This window comes from Marinobacter litoralis, from assembly GCF_003336705.1.
GTDB classification, from domain to species: domain Bacteria; phylum Pseudomonadota; class Gammaproteobacteria; order Pseudomonadales; family Oleiphilaceae; genus Marinobacter; species Marinobacter litoralis.
In genome coordinates this window covers 849,646-872,493 of the sequence record NZ_QMDL01000001.1, presented here as the reverse complement: position 1 = coordinate 872,493, position 22,848 = coordinate 849,646, and the positions used below count along the sequence as shown (strand labels likewise).

Here is a 22,848-nt window from a genome sequence, read left to right as displayed (position 1 = left end):
TACATAAAAAATTAAAACTTCCTTGACATGAACCGCAATCATAATCTGTTTATATTAATTCGAAGAGCAAACATGATGCTCGCCTATACGCGTATCTGGAGCCCCGCTTTCGTCACAATATAAAGCCCAAAGAAAATGCGACCCTTACTATTCCACCATCAATTCAACTTTAGAGGGGCTTGCAGCTAATGGAAGCGGATAACCTGTTGGATTTACCATATTATCGCCATCTAACACATACAAATATAATGGACCAGACGGAATTAAACTTTCTCTAAACTGGGCTACAATTTTTTGATTATCCCATTCGATGGGGATCAATATCTCTACGTTGGAACATTCATCATATTTTGGCCTATCACAAAAAATTATTCGATGCCAAGAGTCATCTACATATAGACTGTCATAATAGATAAATGATCCCTTTTGTGCGCCATTAGACACTTGGCTTTGAGCCACTCGATCATAGCGACCAGGCCTTTCACTAGTTCTCGCTTTGAATAATTGGTCAAAGTTCAGAACGCCATCGGTTCGCACAACTAGGCGAGCGTCGTTCTGATCAATTGAGCCAGAGTAAACGAGAAACTCCTCAGTGAGCCATTTTCCTGGAGTCATCCTTTTAATACTTTGCCAATCATTAGACCATATCGAGCCGGATGTATACTCGGGCGTCATTTTCATTTCATATGCACCCTGATGATCAGGGCCAACGAATACATTATTAATTGTCTTCTCCGCCCAGAACCGAATAATTTTATAATTAAAGGTCCTATATGTCCCAGTGGGGTATATATCTGTACCCTCACTATTACGCGCAGCGGCAGTATCAGAAACTAACTTTTCCCCATACATAAAATCGTTACGAGGTTCCGAATTTATACTTCCTTCAACATTTTTATAGAAGATAGAACCACTAGTATTATCAGAATTAACATTCACGCTCTCAATAATTCCAGTAGCTCCTGAAGTTAAGCCACGAACTAACTGACCTTCCCTAAACTCCCCACTAAGCCGATCAAAACGGGTACGAATTGCTAGATCTTTAGTAGTGTCAAAATCTGAGAGTTTCTTACGAAATACATAAACATGAGAACTATTGTAATCAACCCACTCTAACGCCTTACCCGAGGACGCCCCGTGATCCCAAGCCACACTCGCTTTAGACGTAGGATGAACAACCTTTTTTGATATCTCCCCATTGAAAGAGCTTCCTGACCAGCCCTGGCGCGCCAAATCAGTTCTCGGCAGGATTCCATTATTCGCAGACCAATAGAACAAAGGACGATCATTCGTTTTATCGCCGAAGGACTTACCAGAGATAACGATCTTGCCTTCTGGCTTGATTTCACCTTCCACGTTGCCGATGGAGGGAGCTGCAGAAACAGATGCTGCGATGAACAGTGCTGGGAGTCCCAGAACCTTGGCGCTCCACGGAATCAACTCATTATTGAATTTCATGACTTTTGCCCCTTGCTCTGAAAACAGCATCTTTGAATTTTTGCAGGCTTTTCAGTAACTTGTCATTGAAACCTGATTTACTAGCCCTTACTCCAGCATAGAAAAACTCTATATTATCAGCCAATAACAAAACATTATTTAAAATATCGTCTTTTTCCGGTTTGCTATAAAGATAACCTTCACCGAACGTGCTTCTCATCATTTCACTATCAGAGAGTATACCAGTCTTCCCGACCGCAAGCGCCTCGTAAGCTCCACATGTCAGGCAATCATCTCTATTTGTTAACACCAGAACTGCGTCGCATTTGCACAGCAAATCAAAGTAGTCCTCGTCGGAAATAAATCCGGTAAGAGAAATGTTTTTGGGTATCCTAGTCCCTTTCAGGGAATGGCCAGGGCTGCCAGTGATGTAACACGAAACTCCGGAGAGTCGATGATCTGCGAACGCTTCTATCACCTCATTGTATGGTTCATCTTGCGCCCAGCTACATATGAACAAAAACTTCACATCACCATCCAGATTCCAGTGATTTGCATCGATGATATGGCGACTGCCAGCAGTGTAGTAGCTATCTCGATCTGGCAAAGGATCCGGAATCACCAAAATGACTTCGAAGTAGCTTTTGAATTTTTCTTTTAAATTTTCATTCGATACAATAACAATATCGGCGATGGCGTTAACTTTTATAAAAACATAATTAAGAATTCTGTACGCCCCCTCCTTCGGATATAATCCAGAATTATGGCAGTCAATAATAAGTGTATACTTCAGAAAGGCCCTAAGAATAATGCAGAGTGTTACCAATACAATTGAAGGATTCTGGCAAACAACATTGTCAGGCTTAACTCTTAACAACAAAACAGTGGTTTTAATAGCTAGCTCGCAGTATCTTGCGAGCATACCCTTATCACTAACCAGTTCGAACAACTCAAAACCAAGACATTTGCTTAACGACCGGTTTCTTCTTTGATGCTCCCACGAAAGCCAAATATTCTTTTCTTCTTCATTGACTTTCATTGCATCACCATCTGATAGACTTCTCGATACAGTTTTTCCATATTCTCAGCGCTAAATTTAGCAATCAGCCTTCGACCTGCTCCATGAACCATCAACTTGCGCTTTTCATCATTCTGAAGCAAATCGACTATGTCCTTCGCGCACTTCTCGGGCGGTCCATCCAGCCGACAACCAAACTCTCCGCCATTCAACACATAGTCAATGTCACCTACGTCACGGTACGCAACGATTGTTGAGTTTTTCATCGCCTCTAGCAACGTGATAGGAAGGCCTTCCGATTTTGACGAGATCATCAGCATATCTGCACACCTAATTAGTACCTCCGCATCCGTTCTGTAGCCCAGAAAGGTGACTTTTTCCCCCAGCCCTAGCCTGTCCGACAACTGCCTCAAAGCACCCAACTCCGGTCCATTACCAACAACCCACAAAAGCGAATTGGGCGCAGCTTCCAGAATATGACTGAAAATTTTTATCGCCTCGGAAAAATTTTTTTCGGGCGACAATCTTCCAACACAAATCAGATTAAATCTGTTTTCCTCGAACCGAACATCTGAATTTTCAATATTTAGCTCACCGGCATCACTAAAACTGGAAATTCCGTTCCTTATTACGGATATTGGCACAGAACCCTTTAAAGAAGTTTTAAGGCTTTGCTTGGTTCGATCTGAAACACATACAATATGATCATATTTTCTAAGGAATTTTCGATCCAGAAAATAGTAGATTCGCAATGCGCTGAATATGGGAGGCAAAAGGTAGCCATGCGCAGTAGAAACCAATCTACAAGTATTTCCCTTTGGCTTGCACAATACTGAATAGATATTCGCCTTGTAGTTATGGGCATGAATAATATCCGGACGCCCTTTTTCGAACAGAGCCTTCAGGCCCGAGACCTGCCGCCGACTTACTTTTTCTTCGAATGGGATTGAAAGATATTTGAGGTTATTTCGTGAAAATTCTTTCTCAACGGTATCAGAGCCATCCCCGGTGTTAAGGCTAACAATTGTCACGTCCAACCCAATTCTCGCCTGTGTAGCAGCGAGGTCAATAAGAGCCTTTTCAGCGCCGAACAACCCTCCACTAGCGGTAACGTGAAAGACCCTCATCATCCGTTCCTCGCATTCAAGTCAGCCTCTTTTTCGCCCTTCAGGGATGGAAACGATGCCTGAAACGAAGCCAGATTAAGCAAAATTAAGCAATAGAAAAGTGCAATAACCGTAGATAGAGATTGCCCGCGCTTCTCTTTCTGGTAGCCCGCCCACGCGAAATAGAGAAACAGTGCGTAACCTACTGCGTTTAATACATAGAGCGCTTTAACATGAGCCAGATACCAAGCCAAAATCGCTAGCATTAACAACTGTGCAAAGGTGGCGCAACGAGCCAGATTAGAGCAAATAACCTGCCAGAAAAACCGCGGTTTCGTGATAGGATTCATTAGCTGCGTCATATCTTTCAGCGCCCAGAGCGCACGAAAGCCGACAGGCACGCGCATGCTGCATTCGTTGCCACCAACACTATAGACCTCATCCTTTCGAAATACCTGAGGTTCCATAAAACTAACCTACAACTTATATTTTATTCTAACAGGAAATCTTCAAATTCCGAATCTAAAACATTCACTTATCAAACAAACACGAGAAACAAAATATAAAACTAAACCTATTCCTTACGACCATACCTAAGACGACTCTAGAGACGCTAATGTATCACTCCCCATCACATTGACAAAATAACCTTTCTCCGTCAAAAAATCTAAGAGCTTTCTACTGCGATCAAGACCTAATGCTGTTGACTCGAACACAATCCAGCGGGGCTTATACAGCTCAAATGATATCCCATATATTACAGAGTCATCATGCCCTTCCGCATCGATAAATATCAGATCTGGAGATGTACCGTTCAAATAACACTTAACAATCTCAGAAATTGTTAATATGGGCGTATTAAAATTTACAATACAATCATTTGTTACTGTTTTATTTGTAATTGTCTCAATTTTTCCAGCTATGAAATTTTCATCAACTGAGGACATTCTCAGCCAAAACAGTTGCTGATCAATATCCATTCCTTCAAGAAACTTTTTCGAACAAGACCAAAATTTCAAAGTGCCCCCAGTCTGATGGGAAATTGCTGCATTCACGAACTGAAGATTATCGTTCTTGGAAAAATAGTAATAATTTTTCTTCAAAAGCTCATATACTAATGGTAGAGGTTCTACCAAAACACCTCTCCATTTATTCTTGACAATATGTTTCCTAAGTGGATCCCACCGCAAACCATCTGAAGCCCCAACTTGTATGAAATTAATAGGGCCAAATTTTTCCAGTGAGTTTAACCACTCTCCTAACTCTCCATGCGTAGTTCTTTTATTGTTTACAAAGTCATATAATCTGGGATGCCGTTTAATAAATTTCGTTACCAGTTGCTTCATTATTTACTCCTTCAAAGAAATACTTATCACCCCTTCCTCGGGCTCCAAATCACCTTCTTCTCCCCTTTAGAGAAAGCAACAAACGCCTGGAAAGATGCTAGGTTTAACAGCATGAAGTAGTACGGCAACGCATAAAACGCAGGAAGAGCTTGAGCCCTGCTTTGTTTCTTGTGACCCAACCATGCAAAATACAGAAAAAGCGCATAACCTGTGGCCGCCAAGGCATAGAAGCCTTTAACGGGAGCCAGATAAATCGCTGCAATCGCAAGGGTTACCATTGGTGCAAAGGCTGCGTAGCGAAGCAATTTGTGGGAGATAAGCTGCCAGGCAAACACTGGATCGTTGGTCGGGCTCATGAGCTGTTTCATGTCTTTGAGCGCCCACAGCGCACGCAGGCTTACCCGCACCCGCATGCTGAATTCGCTTCCTCCGTCACTCAATGCTTCTTCCTTAAGCAAAGCATCAGGCTCGTATACAACGCGGTATCCCTGTTCAACCACTTTGAGTGGCTGAACGAAGTCGGGCAACTGATCAGCACTCAACTCAGAATGCAGTTCTTTACGCATGGCATCAATGCCACCATCAACGCCCACCACGGAACCCACCAGAGTTTCTTGCGCTCTCAGCCAGTTCTCATATTTCATGTAAGCGCTGCATCCGTCGCCTATCAAGGCACCCTCCGGGTTCACGTAGACCATTTTTCCGGTTACGTAGCCCACACAAGGGTCATTGAAATTGCTCACTAGTGCCTTCAAGGCCTGCGAATCCCACTCGGAATTGGCATCCGAAAACGCGAGGATGTCACCTTTCGCATGTTGGCTGATAAGGTTGAGGCCCGCAGTCTTGCCTTGGCGCGGTACCTGACGGAACAGTTTGATTGGGAAAGGCGCATCAGCTGCAACCGCCTGAACTATCTCGTCGGTTCCATCGTCCGACTCATCCGATACAACCAGGATTTCCAATTGCTCGGCGGGATAGTCCAATCCAAGCTTGTTCCTGAGGGTTGCTTCAATATCGTTGGCCTCGTTATAGGCCGCGATAAGAATCGAGACTTTCGGCAGGTGAGCGGCGCTTTTGTTCACTGGCAAAGGTCGTGCGGATGCCACCAGTTTGATGCAGATTGGATAGCCAAAATATATGTAAACCAATCCCAAGAATGAAATCCAGAACAGCGCAACCATCATGCCATCCCTGTTACGGTGCGAGGAGCAGTTTGTGCAGGTGCTGGATCAAGAACCCCTTCACTCTCTAGAACTTCGCTCATAGTCGTGAAGCTGAAGTCTGTCAGCAATTGGGCAAGCCGCTGCTCACAAACATCCAGATTATTGTAATGACGGAATCGCGAGAACCATTTAACGTCAAGCCGAGGTTGGTCCGGATCGACTTCCCACGGGTGAAGGTAAAACACAAATGGCTTCCCTTGGCGATTAATCGACCCCAGTCCCATTCGGCTGAACCAGTACGGAAATAGGCGAAAATATCCACCACCCGCAATGGGTAAGGTGTAGCCAGGAAGTTTTAGGGTGCTGAGCGGAAATTCCGCAAGTTCATAACCTTTATCGGTTGTTAAGCGATGCGGCCATCTTGGGGTGCCGGGCATGCCGTATCTGTCGTGATGTACCGGGAAGATTGAGGAATCCCAAGTGAAGCCTTGCTCGGCTAAAATATCCAGCGCCCATCGCGACTCGTTCGTGATGGAGTAACTGGCTGCGCGGTAACCGGTTACAGGAGCTTGAATAATGTCCTCAAGGATTCCTTTTGATCGGATGGTTTCTTCACGGAATACTTCGGGCGTTTGATTGTAAATTAGCTGGTGGCTATACCCATGGCTGGCGACTTCATGTCCGGCAGCGGCGATGCGCCTAACCAGCTCGGGGGAACGTTCAGCCACCCATCCCAGAGTAAAGAAGGTGGCTTTTACATTAGCCTCGTCAAATAGCTTGAGTATTCGATCGGTGTTGGCCTCAACCCGATACTCCATGCTAGACCAATCATCGTAATTTACGGCTTCCGCTAGCGCAGCAACCTGAAAGTAGTCTTCCACATCAATGGTTAATGCATTCTGAATTCGCTGCGTCATAGTGCAAGCCTCTCGCACATCCTGTGCGTGTTAACGGAATCGGTATTCCAAACCAAACAACACCCAGTTCTCGTCATACTCACTGGTGGGTGCATCACTGACCTTGTTTTGATGGCCAACTTTCGCTGTTAGGCTCAAATCGCTGGAAGCCTGGTGTTCGGCCCCCACTTCGATCCGTGTAATCCGTTCATCCAACTCGTCGCTGGCGTATGTTAAATAGTCGTACCCCAGCCCAAGATACCCTGTGGTGCGCTCAGCAATCGGCCGACCGTACCTGAGGTTCATGCCACCACCATCTTCGCGTTCAGGGTCATCAATATAGTCAGATTGGTTGCCATAAAGCTCGACGTTCAGCGTAGCGCCATTGGAGAAGCGCTTGTCAACGCCCGTCGAAACCGTCGTCGTCTCAACGGTGATCGAATCTTCCAAGCTGAACTGGAAATTTTCGAACACGAAGTCCAGATTCGAGGTTCTGTCCGTTAATTGATGGGCTGCGCGCAGATACCAATCCGAGCTGGGGGTAAGCGCTCTTTGAAGAGTTAGTTCACCCACAACCCCATCACTGGATTGCGATGAATTCCCGGCCTTGGTTTCAATTTCACTCACACCTATTGCGCCCGACACATCCATGGTCGGCCAGTTTCTGCTGAACGTCACGTTGACTGTTTTGACGTCAACTTCAGCGCCGGTATCGTATTCGGTACGGCTATAGTTGGCGCTCAAGCCGCCATTGAAGGTTTTACTGAAGGCATGGTTCCAAGCGGCGGATCCCAGATAACGTTCCGTGTCGCTTGTATCTCCTTCAGAAAACTCGGTGTTCTCATAGCGTGTGGAAAGAGTGAGCCAATTTGTCTCGTTAATTCGCCAGTTGTATCTTGGCCCGGTGCTAAACACGTTTTTCCGGGTGCGGTTATCCGGCGTATCGCTTGACCGGCTACTCTGGGTCACTTCACGAAGGGTATTAGCCACATCCCAGTACAGCTGATTGGCTAATTCGCAGTCGCCAAGAAAGTCCATCTCTCCATAGGCTTCGTCATCAAAGGTACCGTCCAACCAGTTTGAATAGCCCAGTGTTCCGGAAAATGTCGCGTTGCAACGCCCTGGATCACTGGTGTAATCAGCTTTGATATATACCCGAGACTCGAGATCACTCTCTTCATCTCGGCTGGCCTTGCTCGCGTTGTCGGTATACCTGGAATCCAAGCCTCCGGTAAGTTCTACTTGAGCCTGAGCACTCGGCATCGATGTACCGGCCACTGCCAACACCAAAATCATTGGGGCTATGCTACGGTGAACCCTCACGTTCTGCGGCCTATCCATTGATCACAGCTCCAACGAATTTGTCGGGATTGAACGCCATTGCTGCATTTTCCGCAGTAGTGGCTGTAATTTTGCCGTGAGGCACCACAAGCATGGCGTAATCACAAAGCTCAGTGAGAATGCGTGCGTCTGGCGATTCCGAGATGGGTGCCGTATCCAAAACAATGAAGCGATCCGGGTAACGCCGGCGAACCGCCTGCAAAAACTGCTTCATGCGAAACGAGGTAAAGAATTCGCCGGGAGTTTCTCGCCGGCTTCCGGCCGGAATCAAACGTAGGCGAGGGATACCGGTGGGATAGAGAATTCGGGCGATATCAAAGTCTGGATCATCAAGGAAGTCGGTTAATCCCGTTTCCGGCATAACATCCAGCGTACTATGTAGAGATGGATCTCGAAGGTTGCAGTCGATGATCAAAGCAGTTTTCGACTGATCAAAGGCAAAGGCGGCCGCCAAGTTTAGTGCCACGAAGGAAGTGCCCGCACCGGGGCTTGCACCACTGACAACCAGCGTGAAGTTGTTTCCTCCGGACAGCTCTAGCAGCTTGGTTCTTAAACTCCGGAATCGGTTGACCAAGGCCCGGTCACGAGATTCCGGATATATTACCCGCCGTTCGTCCAGGTCATCCGGTGTTAACTTTCGGGGTTCCTGCATCCGGACGATCTGTTTGCTAATCACATATTTATCGACAGCACCCGGCCCCAATTCAAGCGAACTGGGTACCAGCAAACGAGAATCTTCTTCGTCGCGCTTCTGCATCTCGGGCTGCAGGTTCCTTTGTTCAGGCATCAAACCACTCCCAGATAAGCAAGTACGACAACAGCAATGTAAATAACGGCGGCCAAGAGCGCGAAAACACCCACAAGTAGCGTCACCTTGCGATCGATGCGCTTTTCATAAGGCGTTCGCACTTTAGGAATTTCGATGAGCACAGGAAGCCCGATATCATCTTCCAGCTGTTTAGAAGCTCGTATGCGCGGGTCAACCTGGAGAACACCCGCTAGCGCTCCGAAAGGGGCGGCCATGCCTAACAACAGCCCTGCAATTGCGAACATTGAGAACTTAGGGCCTTTAGGCTCTCGAGGGTACTGAGCAGGCTCGTTAATACGGTAATTCAGGCCCTGCCCTTCAATGTCCAAATGCATCGAAACTCGCGCTTTTTCCCGACGCTTCAGCAAGTCATCGTATATTTCACGATTCACTTCCATATCTCTGGTTAACTCGGAATAACGCGCTTTGTTAGCTTGGATCCGCTCCATTCTGAGCGTCTGCTCTTCCATCAGTTTCTCGAGAGAAGAGATGCGGGTTTTAACCGTGGCCATATCAGCCCGAGTCGTTGAGAGCGCAGCGCTGAGTTCTTGATATAGGGGATTAACGGCATCTTCGCCGGCCAAGCTCCGACGAGTGTTAGGCCGCCGTGCTGCTGCTCGTTGTTGCTTTCTAAGCTCCGCAAGTTGCTCTTGAAGAATAACAATATCGGGATAGGTGTCGTGGTATTGCAGTCTCAGCGAATCCAACCGCTCTTCAAGGATTCGAATTCTCTCGCTATAGCTATCCTGGCTTCGCCCCTGTCGAATAGTCGGGCGCACCCCGGCCAGCTGATCTTCCAGTGAGGCAGTTCGGGTTATCAGCTCTTCTTGCTCCAGCTTGGCCAATTCAAGCTGATTCCGAAGCTGTGCCATACGGGCATTGCCCTGTTGTTCGGTTCCATCATTATGTTCCGACAAAAACTGCTTAAGCCGGTTTTCAGCCTGAGTCAGCTGCTGTTCGTACCCTTTTACCTGTTTATCAATAAACTCGTAGGCACCACGACTTTCAATCCGCTTACGGTCTTTGGTTTCTTCGATAAACAACTGGGCAAGGCGCTGGGCGGTTCGGAAAGACTCCATTTGAGAAGTGGAGATAAAACCAATACTGAAATAGCTGTCTCCTCGAGGGCGAATGGTAACGCCTGATCGCACATAAGCGATTCGTTTTTCGATCGACTCTTGGTCTGAAGGCTCACCTTCAAAGATGCTGGGATCAACAGCCACCTTCTCGATCACGCTCCGGCTGAGCAGAAGCTCCCTCGCGGCGGAGATTCGATCGTTTATTTCCGTTGTAACTGCCCTGCCTTCCATGAGCGGGGTAATAATGTTCTGATCATCAACAAAAATGATGACATCCGACTGGTATTTGTAAGGCCACAAAAAGCCCGCACCAAGAATCGCAAAACTCACGACAACAAACAGGAAGAACGCAAGCCATTTACGGTTGCGTACCTCCCTGATAACTTCCTGCGGTATCTGTGAGAGCGGTAATGCCATATCTATTTAACCTTGTGTGTTCCGAAGGAACCGCCCATCAAAACCGCCGTTCAGGAATGGTGAGAATATCCCCGGGGCGCATGGAATAATTGGTGGTTACTTCGCCTTTACTCAGGATGTCATCAACGTTGACGGGAATGGCGACAATCTCGCCATCTAATTTCCGGTAAAGCATGGCGTCATTCAAAGACGCGAACTCGTTCGCTCCGCCTGCGCTTAGAAAAACATCCAGCACCGTCATTCCACTGCGATGTGGCACGGATAGGGGCTGACGAACCGCGCCCGTTACCCGAACCCTGTCGGTGAATTCGTGGCTACCCATGGAAGTGACCACCACGCTGACCTGCGGTTCTCGTATATATTCAGCCAGTGACGCTTTGATATTACTGGCCAACTCTTCCGGTGTGCGCCCGCTGGCCTGCACATCACCAACCAAAGGAACCGAGATTTTGCCATCCGGCCGAACGGGAACGGCAATGCTCAGATCATCGTTTCGCCATACCGACACTTGAACGACATCGGTCGCTCCAAGGATGTACTGATCAACGCTGTCTCGGGTTTCGACCGCGAGCGCACGTTGAATTTTTTCAGGAGATGAGGCGGATGGGCCGGCACAGCCGGAAAACAACGCTACCGCCAACAAAGAGACAATAAGCCCTTGGGAGAGATACTTCCGTGACATCTTATATCCTCGCGTCTGAGGTCCGTGCTTCATTCCATGTCCCGGGTAAAGCTTTATCCCGAAACTACCGTGATCCTTTCTTGAACAACACCACTTCGACTGTCTGAATAATAACCAGAAGATCAAGAAGCAGGCTTTGATTCTTGATGTAGTATAGGTCATACCTGAGCTTTTCTCGGGTATCTTCCTCGTTATCTGCATAGGCAAAACACAATTGTGCCCACCCGGTCACACCGGGCTTTACACGATGCCGCTCCGAGTAAAACGGGATGCTTTCCGAGAGCTGTTCCACGAACACCGGCCGCTCTGGGCGAGGCCCAACAAAAGCCATTGTTCCGTTGAGCACATTAAAAATTTGCGGAAGTTCATCGATTCGAACCTTCCGGATAAACTCACCGACTCGCGTAACCCGGGAGTCATTCTTTTTGGCCCATACCGCACCATGCTTTTCCGCATCGGTTGTCATAGACCGGAATTTATAAACACGAAAGACCCGGTTATTCAGCCCCACTCGCTCCTGGCTATAGAGCACAGGTGCTTTCAATCCATCTTCTATCTTGATCGCAAGCGCTGTCAGCAACATGATCGGGAAAGTGGCTAGCAGCAAAGTGCAGGCAGCCAGGATGTCCAGGCCGCGTTTTCCTGCGCCGTAAACTGAAGAAACGGTGAAGCCATCCGAGAACACAAGCCAACCCCGCGTGATCATTTCCAGCGCGACCTTTCGGGATTCCCGTTCGTAAAAACTCGCCCCGTCGATGATCTGCACGCCTTCCATCTTGCACTCCAGAAGGTCTTCCATTGGGAGCCCTCCCCGCCGGTCATCTACTGCAACCACAATTTCCCTCACCGGATGGCGCAACACATAATCGTGGAGCGTAACGGGGACATTCAGCAGATGCTCCTCGGCCACTTGCACCTGCTCATCGGGCATGGGCACGAAACCGTCCAGTTTGAAACCTTTTCGATTGAAGGGGGTGGTGAGATCTTCAAGCATCTGCTTTGCCCGGCGCCCGGCGCCCAGCACCAACACGCGCCGCTTGAAGACATCGCTGCCAACCATGGCAAAAAACAGGACACGAACAATGCCCAGTGAAAAGATGGAAAGCACGGTTGCCGAGGTAAGCACACCAAAACTGCCAAGATACCAAAGCCAATCATCAGCAATGAAATAAGCAAACCCATGAACTGGAATAGCAAGAATCATGGCCATGATGGTGCGCAGCATCATTCCGGACATGCCTTCTTCAACGCTGGCTTCGTGCACACCGAGCGCGATCATCACAATAAGATTGGCTAACGCGAAAACAAGAATTGAGGGAAGAACGAAGAGAAAACTTTCAGCAAAGAAATCCACTTCCCCGAAAAAGCGGAAAAAAGCCGCCAGTGAAAATGCGAGGCTTATGACAACAAAGTCAATCAAGCCAAGAATAACAAAAGGCAGGTGGATATAGTGTCTGAACAACCTGACGTGGGCCACGCCATCTCCTTGTGCGGTTCATACTACACTGTACTGCTAGCGTCCTTTGCTACACACCGTAACAAACCGTAACAAGATTGTACGTCAATTAGTTGAAACTTCAATCATCTCATGGGTGAGATTTGATTTTGTTTTACAATTGCGTTACAAAACGCAGAGGCACAAGCCTCCGATTTACTCCCCAAATAACCCCACAAACTCATGCACCGGCATAACCTCCAGCGCCCCTAAGTCCGCACAACTGGCCATGATCGCCTGGCACTTTCGAGGCACGAATCGGGTCTTTAAGCTGCTCTCGAATTTCTCCACCAATAGCGGCATGCCCTCTTCCCGTCTGCGCCGATGCCCAATCGGGTACTCCACCGCCACCTTTTCCGTGCTGCTGCCATCGGTGAAAAACACCTGAATGGCGTTCGCGATGGAACGCTTGTCTGGCTCCAGATACTCTCGGGTGTACCGCTCATCTTCGATCACCTGCATTTTGTCGCGAAGTTGATCGATTTCGGGATGGGCATGGTGAAAGCTGTCTTCGTAGTGCTCGGCGGTGAGGTTGCCAAAGATCAGTGGCACGGCGGTCATGTATTGCAAACAGTGATCCCGGTCGGCCGGGTTGGCCAATTCACCTTGCTTGGAGATGATGCGTATGGCGGATTCGTGGGTGGTCAATTCGATGCGGTCAATTTCATCGAGCCGGCCTTTCACTTCCGGGTGAAGTTTCACAGCGGCCTCGGCCGCGGTTTGGGCATGGAACTCCGCCGGGAACGAGATTTTGAACAGCACGTTCTCCATCACGTAAGAGCCAAAGGGCTGCGGTAATGAGAACTTCCGGAGCGCATCCGGCTTTAACGCCTGATCGCGGTTGGTTTTACTGAACAATACATCGTAAAACCCCCACTGATTGGCAGTCAGTGCTCCGGGCACACCCATCTCGCCCCGCATGGCGATGTCAGCCAGGCGCACACCCCGTGATGCTGCATCACCCGCCGCCCAAGATTTTCGTGAGCCGGCGTTGGGGGCGTGGCGGTATGTGCGAAGGGATTGCCCGTCTACCCAGGCGTGGGACAAAGCCGAGAGCATTTGTTCCCTATCCGCCCCCATCAATTTGGCACTGACGGCGGTGGAGGCAACCTTTACTAGTACTACGTGATCCAGCCCGACCCGGTTAAACGAGTTTTCCAGAGCGAGAACGCCCTGAATTTCATGGGCCATGATCATGGCTTCCAGCACCGCTTTCATGGCAAGGGGCGCGTGCCCGTTAGCAACACGTTTTTGGGAAAGGTGATCGGCAACCGCGAGAATGGCACCGAGGTTATCAGAGGGGTGGCCCCATTCGGCCGCCAGCCAGGTATCGTTATAGTCCAACCAACGGACGATGCAGCCGATGTCCCATGCGGCTTTGACAGGGTCTAGCCGATACGGCGTGCCGGGCACCCTGGCCCCGTGGGGAACCACGGTGCCCTCCACATAGGGGCCAAGGTGTTTGGTGCATTCCGGAAATTTTAAGGCGAGAAGCCCGCAGCCAAGGGTGTCCATCAAACAGTAACGGGCAGTCTCCCATGCCTCGTCACTGTCGATTTGGTAATTGAGGACATAGTCCGCAATTTCCTGTAACACCTCATCGTAATCAGGACGTGTGTTCTGGTCTACGTTGGCTCCCATGGCAAAATCCTCCTATTTCCGGAATCGTCAGGGTATGCCTCAGCTTAGTTCAGAAACTGTCTTGAGGCACCCTCACCCAACCTTCCATGATAATCCGCGCACTGCGGCTCATGATGGCTTTGGTTGCAGTCCACTGGCCATTCACTTCTTTGGCTTCCGCGCCTACGCGCAAGGTGCCTGAAGGATGGCCAAAAGTCACTTCAGTACGGTCACCACCGCCAGCTGCCAGGTTCACCAATGTGCCCGGGATAGCCGATGCCGTAGCGATAGCCACCGCCGCCGTGCCCATCATGGCGTGGTGCAGCTTGCCCATGGACATGGCCCGTACCAGCAGGTCAATTTCCGATGCCTTGATCTGCTTGCCACTGGACGATACGTAATCCACCGGCTTAGCGACAAACGCCACTTTCGGCGTGTGCTGGCGATTAGCCGCTTCAGCGATGTCGTTGATCAAGCCCATTTTCAACGCACCGTGGGCGCGAATGGTTTCAAACATGGCCAGTGCTTTCGGGTCGCTGTTGATGTCACCCTGAAGTTCACTGCCTTTGTAACCAATGTCTTCCGCGTTCACGAAGATCGTGGGAATACCGGCGTTGATCATGGTCGCTTTGAGCGTGCCTACGCCCGGGACGTCCAGATCGTCTACCAGATTACCCGTTGGGAACATGGAGCCTTCGCCATCGGCTGGGTCCATAAACTCGATCTTCACTTCGGCTGCGGGGAATGTCACCCCGTCCAACTCAAAGTCGCCGGTTTCCTGTACTTCACCGTTGGTGATGGGTACATGGGCAACGATGGTTTTCTTGATGTTCGCTTGCCAGATGCGAACGGTGCAGATGCCATTTTCGGGGATTCGCTCTTGGTCCACGAAACCGCCGTTAATAGCAAAGGCGCCGACAGCCGCCGTCAGGTTGCCGCAGTTACCGCTCCAGTCAACAAACGGCTTGTCGATGGACACCTGACCAAACAGGTAATCCACGTCGTGGTCCGGTTGAGTCGGTGCCGCGAGAATCACGGTTTTGCTGGTACTGGAAGTGGCGTTGCCCAAACCGTCGATTTGCTTCTCGTAGGGATCGGGGCTGCCGATGACTCTCAGCAATAGCTTATCGCGGGCCTCACCCGGCACCTGGCAAGCTTCTGGCAGGTCTTGCAGACGGAAGAACGCGCCTTTACTGGTACCGCCACGCATGTAGGTCGCAGGTACTTTAATTTGTTGGGGGAAACTCATGAAATGCCTCTCTTTGAAAGCATTTGGATGGGTGGGGTCTGACCCCGAGGGGTCAGACCCCTTTGCCAATCTGGCATCGGAGTCAGAGCTAGAACTCTACTCGTTGTTTACGCGGCGCCTTCGGCTTCCAGGAAGTCCTGGGCGAAGCGCTGGAGTACGCCACCCGCTGAATAGATGTTCAGTTCAGCGAAGGTGTCCAGACGACACTTAACAGGGACTTCTACGGACTCGCCGTTTTTACGGTTAATCACCAGCGTGAGCTCCGCACCCGGGGCGATTTCGCCTTTCACATCGAAGGTTTCAGTACCGTCGATGTTGTAGGTGTGGCGAGTGTCGCCTTCACGGAACTGCACCGGCAGTACGCCCATGCCAACCAGGTTGGTACGGTGAATACGCTCGAAGCCTTCCGCGACAATCACTTCCACACCGGCCAGACGAACGCCCTTGGCCGCCCAGTCACGGGAGGAACCCTGGCCGTAATCCGCACCGGCAACGATGATCAGTGGCTGCTTGCGCTCCATGTAGGTTTCAATAGCTTCCCACATACGGGTCACTTGGCCTTCCGGCTCAATGCGAGCCAGTGAGCCCTGCTTCACTTCGCCGTTTTCATCCCGAACCATTTCGTTCAACAGTTTCGGGTTGGCAAAGGTCGCACGCTGAGCGGTCAGGTGATCGCCACGGTGCGTTGCGTAGGAGTTGAAGTCTTCCTCCGGCACGCCCATTTTATGCAGGTATTCGCCAGCAGCCGAGTCCATCATGATGGCGTTAGACGGCGACAGGTGGTCGGTGGTGATGTTGTCACCCAGAACCGCCAGCGGGCGCATGCCTTTCATGGTCCGCTCTGCCGCCAATGCACCTTCCCAGTATGGCGGACGACGGATGTAGGTAGACATCGGGCGCCAGTCGTACAGCGGGCTCTTGGCTTGCTCTACGGCATCCAGATTGAACATCGGGATGTAGACTTCTTTGAACTGCTCGGGCTTCACGAACTCGCCAACGATGCGGTCGATTTCTTCATCAGAAGGCCACAGGTCTTTCAAAGTAACCGGCTTGCCGTCTTTGTCGTAACCCAAGGCGTCCCGCTCGATGTCGAAGCGCACGGTACCGGCAATGGCGTAGGCCACAACCAGCGGCGGTGATGCCAGGAAGGCTTGCTTGGCATACGGGTGGATACGGCCATCGAAGTTACGGTTACCTGACAGTACGGCGGTGGAGTACAAATCGCGGTCGATGATTTCCTGCTGGATTTTCGGGTCCAGCGCGCCAGACATACCGTTACAGGTGGTGCAGGCGTAGGCCACGATACCGAAGCCCAGCTTTTCCATTTCTGGCAGCAGGCCGGCTTCTTCCAGATACAGACGAGCCACTTTGGAGCCCGGTGCAAAGGAAGACTTCACCCACGGCTTGCGGACCAAGCCTAACTCGTTGGCTTTTTTCGCCAACAAACCCGCTGCTACCACGTTGCGGGGGTTCGAGGTGTTGGTGCAAGACGTAATCGCCGCGATAATGACAGCACCATCCGGCATCAGGCCTTTTTTCTCTTCTTCCAGGGCCTTGTCCAGATTTACGGCAATTCCACGCTCTTCCAACTCTGACGTTGCCACACGACGATGTGGGTTGGACGGGCCAGCCACGTTACGAACAACCGTAGACAGATCAAATTCCAGCACACGCTCGTACTGGGCCTCGGTCATTTCAGTGGCCCACAGGCCGGTTTCTTTCGCGTACTTTTCAACCAGATCAACCTGCTCTGGCTCACGGCCGGTCAGCTTCAGGTAATCGATGGTCTGTTCGTCGATGTAGAACATACCCGCGGTGGCACCGTATTCCGGTGTCATGTTGGAGATGGTAGCCCGGTCGCCGATGGTCAGGCTGGAGGCACCTTCTCCAAAGAACTCCAGATACGCGCCAACAACGCGTTCTTTGCGCAGGAATTCGGTAATGGCCAGAACGATGTCGGTTGCGGTGATGCCAGGCTGGCGCTTGCCGGTCAGTTTCACACCTACGATGTCCGGCAGGCGCATCATGGATGGCTGACCCAACATAACCGTTTCAGCTTCCAGACCACCCACACCTATCGCAATAACACCCAGCGCATCGATGTGCGGGGTGTGGCTGTCGGTGCCGACACAGGTATCCGGGAAGGCAATCGGATGCCCGTCTTCATCTGGGCGATTCTGGATCACCGGAGACATCTTCTCCAGATTGATCTGGTGCATGATGCCGTTACCAGCCGGAATCACGTCCACATTGCGGAAAGCGGTGCGTGTCCAGTTGATGAAGTGGAAACGATCTTCGTTTCGGCGCTCTTCAATCGCACGGTTTTTCTCAAAAGCATCCGGGTCACAACCCGCGGCTTCAACCGCCAGGGAATGGTCCACAATCAGCTGGGTCGGAACAACCGGGTTTACCTTGGCGGGGTCACCGCCCTTCTCGGCGATGGCATCACGCAGGCCGGCCAAGTCAACCAATGCTGTCTGGCCAAGAATATCGTGGCAAACCACACGCGCCGGATACCACGGGAAGTCGAGATCGCGCTTACGCTCAATCAGTTGCTTCAAGGAATCAGTCAGTGATTCGGCGTCGCATCGACGAACCAGTTGTTCAGCCAGAATCTTCGATGTGTACGGCAGTTTGGCGTAGGCGCCGGGCTGAATGTCTTCAATAGCCTGGCGGGTGTCGTAGTACTTCAGGTCAGTACCCGGAAGCGGCTTTCTGTATTCGGTGTTCATCTCGTGTCCTCTAATTCGGAGATCGGCTCAGGCAAAATACGGTTGGGGTCTGCCCCCCCGAGGGGACAGACCCCTGCGGGGAGTCAGTAAATCCCTTTGATTGCCGGGCCTTTAGCTGCGCTTTTCGATCGGCAGCCATTCCTGATTTTCCGGGCCGGTGTAGTCCGCGCTTGGGCGGATGATACGGTTCTTGGCACGCTGCTCTTTCACGTGCGCGGTCCAACCGGATACTCGCGACATCACGAAGATGGGCGTAAACAGTTCGGTCGGGATGCCCATGAAGTGATAAGCCGAGGCGTGGAAGAAATCCGCGTTGCAGAACAGCTTCTTCTCGCGCCACATAACTTCTTCACAACGAACCGAAACCGGGTACAGAACGGTATCGCCCACTTCTTGCGCCAGCTTCTCGGACCACTGCTTGATAATACCGTTACGGGGATCCGAATCGGTGTAGATCGCGTGGCCGAAGCCCATAATCTTTTCTTTGCGCTCAAGCATGCCCATCAGGCCGGCTTCGGCTTCATCCGGGGTTTTGAAACGCTGGATCAATTCCATAGCGGCTTCGTTGGCACCACCGTGCAGCGGACCACGCAAAGAGCCGATCGCGCCGGTCACACAGCTGTGAATGTCTGACAGCGTTGAGGCGCATACGCGAGCCGTAAAGGTGGAGGCATTGAATTCGTGCTCTGCGTACAGAATCAACGACACGTTCATTACACGCTCATGCAGCTCGCTCGGCTTCTTGCCGTGCAACAACTCCAGGAACAGGCCACCAATGGAATCGGATTCGCTGTTCGCGGTATCGATGCGCACGCCTTCATGAGCGAAGCGGTACCAATAAGTAATGATCGCCGGGAACGCCGCCAGCATGCGGTCGATTTTATCGTCCTGCTCGCTGAAATCGTTTTCGGTTTCCAGGTTACCCAACATGGAACAACCGGTACGCATCACATCCATCGGATGCGCATTGCTCGGGATTTGCTCCAGAACCGTTTTCAGAGCATCCGGCAGTGTGCGCAGGCTCTTGAGTTTGGTTTTGTAGGCATCCAGCTCTTGCTGGTTCGGCAATTTGCCCCGCAGCAGCAGGTACGCCACTTCTTCGAACTGAGCATGCTCTGCCAGATCTTTTACGTCGTAGCCACGATAGGTGAGGCCCGCTCCGGTTTTACCCACAGTACACAACGCAGTTTCACCAGCTACCTGGCCACGCAGACCTGCTCCACCTAGTTTCTTTGCTTCAGCCATGTTGGTCTCCCTCAATGTTCAGTTATTAGAGTTTTAACGATTCAGTCTTTTTTCTGAGTGAACAATTCGTCCAGCTTCTGCTCGAAGTCGTGGTAGTTCAGGAAGTCGTAGAGTTCCATGCGGGTTTGCATCAAGTCTACTACGTCTTTCTGATCACCTTTTTCCAGAATGTTCTGGTACACGGTCAGCGCTGCTTTGTTCATCGCACGGAAGGCACTCAGCGGGTACAGAACCATCGCCGCGCCAGCTTCGGCCAGCTCAGCCTTGTTGTATAGAGGCGTCGCACCGAACTCGGTGATGTTCGCGAGAATCGGAGCATCGATGGCTTCGGCAAAGGCCTTATAGTCAGACAGCTCGTGGACTGCTTCGGCGAAGATGCCATCCGCACCGGCTTCGATGCAGGCTTTCGCACGATCAATGGCAGCTTCCAGACCTTCTTTCTGGAAGGCATCGGTTCGGGCCATGATGAAGAAATCTTTATCCTCACGAGCATCGGCTGCTGCTCGGATACGATCCACCATTTCTTCTTTCGAAACAATTTCCTTGTTCGGGCGGTGGCCACAACGCTTCTGGGCAACCTGATCTTCAATGTGAACAGCGGCCGCGCCTGCACGTTCCATTTCGCGAATGGTGCGGGCAATGTTGAATGCGCCGCCCCAACCCGTGTCGATGTCGACCAACAGCGGAACATCCGTAGCTGCGGTAATACGGCGAACGTCTTCTACAACGTCGTTCATGCTGGTCATGCCCAGATCCGGCAGGCCGTAGGAAGCGTTAGCAACACCACCACCTGACAGGTAAATGGCCTGATGCCCTACCCGCTCAGCCATCATGGCCGCGTAGGCGTTGATCGTACCAACGATCTGCAGCGGTTGGTTTTCTTTCAGAGCCTTGCGAAAACGAGCACCTGCGGAAAGCTTAGCCATAACAATTACCTCTTAATCAGATGGTTAGAACGCCTTCTTGAATCTTTTTCTCAATATTTTGACGGGCGGCGTTGATGTGTCTTTTCATTAGAAATTCGGCGAGTTCACCATCGCGTTGTGCAATGGCTTCGACGATACTGCGGTGTTCACCCAGCGCCATATGGGGGCGCCCGGCGGATGTACTTAACCGGTAACGGTACATTCGTACCATGTAATAAAGGTCACCCAAGAGCATCTGGGCCAACTTGGTGTTTCGACTTCCGGTGGCAATTCGGTGATGGAAGTCGTAATCGCCTTCTGCCTGATAATAGGCTTGCCCTTGCGCTTCTTCGATCATCGCTTCATGGCTATCCAGCGTCGCGAGTAAGTCCCGGATTTCTTCATCGGTCATGCGTTCGGCTGCCTGCCTGGCCGCCAAGCCTTCCATCACTTCACGAATCCGATACAGCTCGATCAACTCATCCGCACTGACAGAAACTACCTTGACTCCGGCATGAGGCCGGCGCACTAGCAAACCGCGAGACTCCAACCGACCCAGCGCTTCACGAAGTGGCCCACGCGTCAGGTTGAACCGAGAGCAAAGCTCGACCTCTCCGATTTTCTCACCCGGCGCCAAATCACCTTTAACGATCGCCGTTTGCAAACAATCGAATGCTTCGTCGGCACGGGTTTGTGTTTGCAACTGAACTTCAGCCATGTTTTGTTAACAATCCGAGTTATGATGGTTCGAAAACTACGCCTGAATAGCCGGATTGTCAACAATACACCTTGCGGCTAAAGTCTAATTGTTAGCAGATCGACGGCCGAAAACGAGCCGCCCTCTCTTTATACCCGCTAAACCCTCCATTTAGGCGCACAACTTCGCTACACTTAGCGCACTTTGTGGGAAGGCTCCCAACAAGCCCGAATCGAATAAAGGATGAACCCTATGATCAAGAAGTGTCTCTTCCCCGTTGCCGGTTATGGCACACGCTTCCTCCCGGCCACCAAGGCCATGCCCAAAGAAATCCTGCCGGTTGTTAACAAGCCGCTGGTTCAGTACGGCGTAGAGGAAGCCGCCGACGCTGGCATACACGAGTTTGGTTTCGTGACGGGCCGTGGTAAGCGTGCAATCGAAGACCACTTCGACATCAGTTACGAGCTGGAACATCAGATCGCCGGTACAGGCAAAGAAGGCCTGTTGACCTCCATCCGCGATTTGATTGACAACAACACCTTCGCCTTCACCCGCCAGAGCGAGATGAAAGGGTTGGGACATGCCATTCTGACCGGCCGCAACCTGGTCGGCGACAACCCGTTCGCAGTGGTGCTGGCCGATGACTTTTGCGTGGGCCCGGAAGCCGACGACGGTGTATTGAGCCAGATGGTGAAACTGTACAACCAGTTCCGCTGCTCGATTGTCGCTATTGAAGAAGTGCCTATGGACGAAACCCATAAGTACGGCGTGATCGCCGGTGAATCCATGAAAGACGGCCTGTACCGCATCACCGACATGGTTGAGAAGCCTGCGCCCGAGAATGCGCCGAGCAACCTCGCCATCATTGGCCGCTATATTTTAACCCCGGATATCTTCGACATTCTGGAGCGCACTCCTCCAGGCAAAAACGGCGAAGTACAAATCACCGACGCCTTGCTGGAACAAGCCAAGAACGGCTGCGTGCTGGCGTATCAATTCAAAGGCAAACGTTTCGACTGCGGAAGCATTGATGGCTTTGTTGACGCCACCAACTACGTGTACGAAAACATCTACAAGAAAGGCAAGTAAGGGGTTAGCCCCCTAACAACTGCAACACCATGCGCCGGTTATCCGTTGAGGCTTTGCGGAACCGGCGCAGAATTTCCATTTCTTCGTCTGACAGTTGTACGCGTTCTATTTCCTGCTCCAACTCTTTCAGCGCCTCCGCCAGACCGTCACCGTTACTGACAACCAAACCCGGCAACTCCATCTGATCAGCGTCGCTGTCCTCGTTCATGTCCAGCAATTGCTCGAGAGGCGTTTCTGTTTTTACACACAAATCCAGCAGTTCGGCCACGCCCGGGTATCTACGTTGCTTTAACTCCGGGGCTTCCCAACGCTGAACCACCGCTTCCTCTACACCGCACATGACGGCAATGTCGGAACAAGATAGCTGGCCCGCTTCGCGTAGATAGCGTAAGCGACGATGAAATGATTGCAGGTACCGCATCCTGTTGCCTCTGACCTGTTAGACGCGACCCTATCAGAGCCACGGAGTATTTTTCGTGATAGCGAACATTATGACGAAATGTATCGTATATGTCGCTTTAGG

General features: G+C 51.0%; 20 protein-coding genes. 1 reads left to right on the top strand and 19 read right to left on the bottom strand.

The window, feature by feature from the left end; genetic code table 11:
• Window positions 1-147 precede the first annotated feature (147 nt).
• From DOQ08_RS04055 to DOQ08_RS03970, 18 genes are all read right to left on the bottom strand, one after another.
• Window positions 148-1,458: a hypothetical protein gene (locus tag DOQ08_RS04055; protein ID WP_114333596.1), complete on the bottom strand. Its 1,311-nt coding sequence runs from the start codon at window positions 1,456-1,458 to the stop codon at window positions 148-150.
• Window positions 1,445-2,476 (bottom strand): glycosyltransferase family protein, encoded by a 1,032-nt coding sequence (locus tag DOQ08_RS04050; protein WP_114333595.1) that lies wholly within the window; start codon window positions 2,474-2,476, stop codon window positions 1,445-1,447. Before DOQ08_RS04050 ends, DOQ08_RS04055 begins: the two co-directional genes overlap by 14 nt.
• Window positions 2,473-3,585 (bottom strand): glycosyltransferase, encoded by a 1,113-nt coding sequence (locus tag DOQ08_RS04045; RefSeq protein WP_114333594.1) that lies wholly within the window; start codon window positions 3,583-3,585, stop codon window positions 2,473-2,475. The genes DOQ08_RS04050 and DOQ08_RS04045 overlap by 4 nt, the downstream gene beginning before the upstream one ends.
• Complete coding sequence (locus DOQ08_RS04040; protein ID WP_114333593.1) at window positions 3,582-4,028, bottom strand: hypothetical protein; 447 nt, start codon at window positions 4,026-4,028, stop codon at window positions 3,582-3,584. Before DOQ08_RS04040 ends, DOQ08_RS04045 begins: the two co-directional genes overlap by 4 nt.
• 126 nt (window positions 4,029-4,154) lie before the next feature.
• The gene (locus DOQ08_RS04035) at window positions 4,155-4,907 is read right to left on the bottom strand and encodes an FkbM family methyltransferase (RefSeq protein ID WP_114333592.1); all 753 of its coding nucleotides are present in this window, start codon (window positions 4,905-4,907) and stop codon (window positions 4,155-4,157) included.
• 26 nt (window positions 4,908-4,933) lie between these two features.
• On the bottom strand, window positions 4,934-6,091 hold the full coding sequence (locus DOQ08_RS04030; protein ID WP_114333591.1) for a glycosyltransferase family 2 protein: 1,158 nt from the start codon (window positions 6,089-6,091) through the stop codon (window positions 4,934-4,936).
• Window positions 6,088-6,987, bottom strand: a complete 900-nt coding sequence (locus tag DOQ08_RS04025) for an XrtA system polysaccharide deacetylase (RefSeq protein WP_114333590.1) — start codon at window positions 6,985-6,987, stop codon at window positions 6,088-6,090. Before DOQ08_RS04025 ends, DOQ08_RS04030 begins: the two co-directional genes overlap by 4 nt.
• A 30-nt stretch (window positions 6,988-7,017) precedes the next feature.
• Window positions 7,018-8,307, bottom strand: a complete 1,290-nt coding sequence (locus DOQ08_RS04020; RefSeq protein WP_227537476.1) for a porin family protein — start codon at window positions 8,305-8,307, stop codon at window positions 7,018-7,020.
• Complete coding sequence (locus DOQ08_RS04015) at window positions 8,300-9,094, bottom strand: P-loop NTPase family protein (protein ID WP_227537475.1); 795 nt, start codon at window positions 9,092-9,094, stop codon at window positions 8,300-8,302. The genes DOQ08_RS04020 and DOQ08_RS04015 overlap by 8 nt, the downstream gene beginning before the upstream one ends.
• Window positions 9,094-10,611, bottom strand: a complete 1,518-nt coding sequence (locus DOQ08_RS04010) for an XrtA system polysaccharide chain length determinant (RefSeq protein ID WP_114333589.1) — start codon at window positions 10,609-10,611, stop codon at window positions 9,094-9,096. Before DOQ08_RS04010 ends, DOQ08_RS04015 begins: the two co-directional genes overlap by 1 nt.
• A gap of 37 nt (window positions 10,612-10,648) precedes the next feature.
• Window positions 10,649-11,293 (bottom strand): XrtA/PEP-CTERM system exopolysaccharide export protein, encoded by a 645-nt coding sequence (locus DOQ08_RS04005; RefSeq protein ID WP_114333588.1) that lies wholly within the window; start codon window positions 11,291-11,293, stop codon window positions 10,649-10,651.
• 64 nt (window positions 11,294-11,357) lie between these two features.
• Window positions 11,358-12,770 (bottom strand): TIGR03013 family XrtA/PEP-CTERM system glycosyltransferase, encoded by a 1,413-nt coding sequence (locus DOQ08_RS04000; protein WP_114333587.1) that lies wholly within the window; start codon window positions 12,768-12,770, stop codon window positions 11,358-11,360.
• A gap of 174 nt (window positions 12,771-12,944) precedes the next feature.
• Complete coding sequence (prpD, locus tag DOQ08_RS03995; RefSeq protein WP_114333586.1) at window positions 12,945-14,429, bottom strand: 2-methylcitrate dehydratase; 1,485 nt, start codon at window positions 14,427-14,429, stop codon at window positions 12,945-12,947.
• Window positions 14,430-14,478: 49 nt separating this feature from the next.
• Entirely contained in the window at window positions 14,479-15,657 is a 1,179-nt protein-coding gene (gene prpF, locus DOQ08_RS03990; RefSeq protein ID WP_114333585.1) for a 2-methylaconitate cis-trans isomerase PrpF, read from the bottom strand.
• Window positions 15,658-15,764: 107 nt separating this feature from the next.
• Entirely contained in the window at window positions 15,765-18,389 is a 2,625-nt protein-coding gene (gene acnD / locus DOQ08_RS03985) for a Fe/S-dependent 2-methylisocitrate dehydratase AcnD (RefSeq protein ID WP_114333584.1), read from the bottom strand.
• Between the two features lie 111 nt (window positions 18,390-18,500).
• A complete protein-coding gene (prpC, locus tag DOQ08_RS03980) occupies window positions 18,501-19,634 on the bottom strand; it encodes a bifunctional 2-methylcitrate synthase/citrate synthase (protein ID WP_114333583.1) in 1,134 nt (377 codons plus the stop codon).
• 41 nt (window positions 19,635-19,675) lie between these two features.
• A complete protein-coding gene (prpB, locus tag DOQ08_RS03975; RefSeq protein ID WP_114333582.1) occupies window positions 19,676-20,560 on the bottom strand; it encodes a methylisocitrate lyase in 885 nt (294 codons plus the stop codon).
• Between the two features lie 16 nt (window positions 20,561-20,576).
• Window positions 20,577-21,257, bottom strand: a complete 681-nt coding sequence (locus tag DOQ08_RS03970; protein WP_114333581.1) for a GntR family transcriptional regulator — start codon at window positions 21,255-21,257, stop codon at window positions 20,577-20,579.
• Between the two features lie 231 nt (window positions 21,258-21,488).
• Between DOQ08_RS03970 and galU the strand changes: the two genes are divergently transcribed.
• Window positions 21,489-22,325 (top strand): UTP--glucose-1-phosphate uridylyltransferase GalU, encoded by an 837-nt coding sequence (gene galU / locus DOQ08_RS03965; protein WP_114333580.1) that lies wholly within the window; start codon window positions 21,489-21,491, stop codon window positions 22,323-22,325.
• Between the two features lie 4 nt (window positions 22,326-22,329).
• On the opposite strand, the gene DOQ08_RS03960 is transcribed toward galU, so the two are convergent.
• Window positions 22,330-22,746, bottom strand: a complete 417-nt coding sequence (locus tag DOQ08_RS03960; RefSeq protein WP_114333579.1) for a helix-turn-helix domain-containing protein — start codon at window positions 22,744-22,746, stop codon at window positions 22,330-22,332.
• Window positions 22,747-22,848 lie beyond the last annotated feature (102 nt).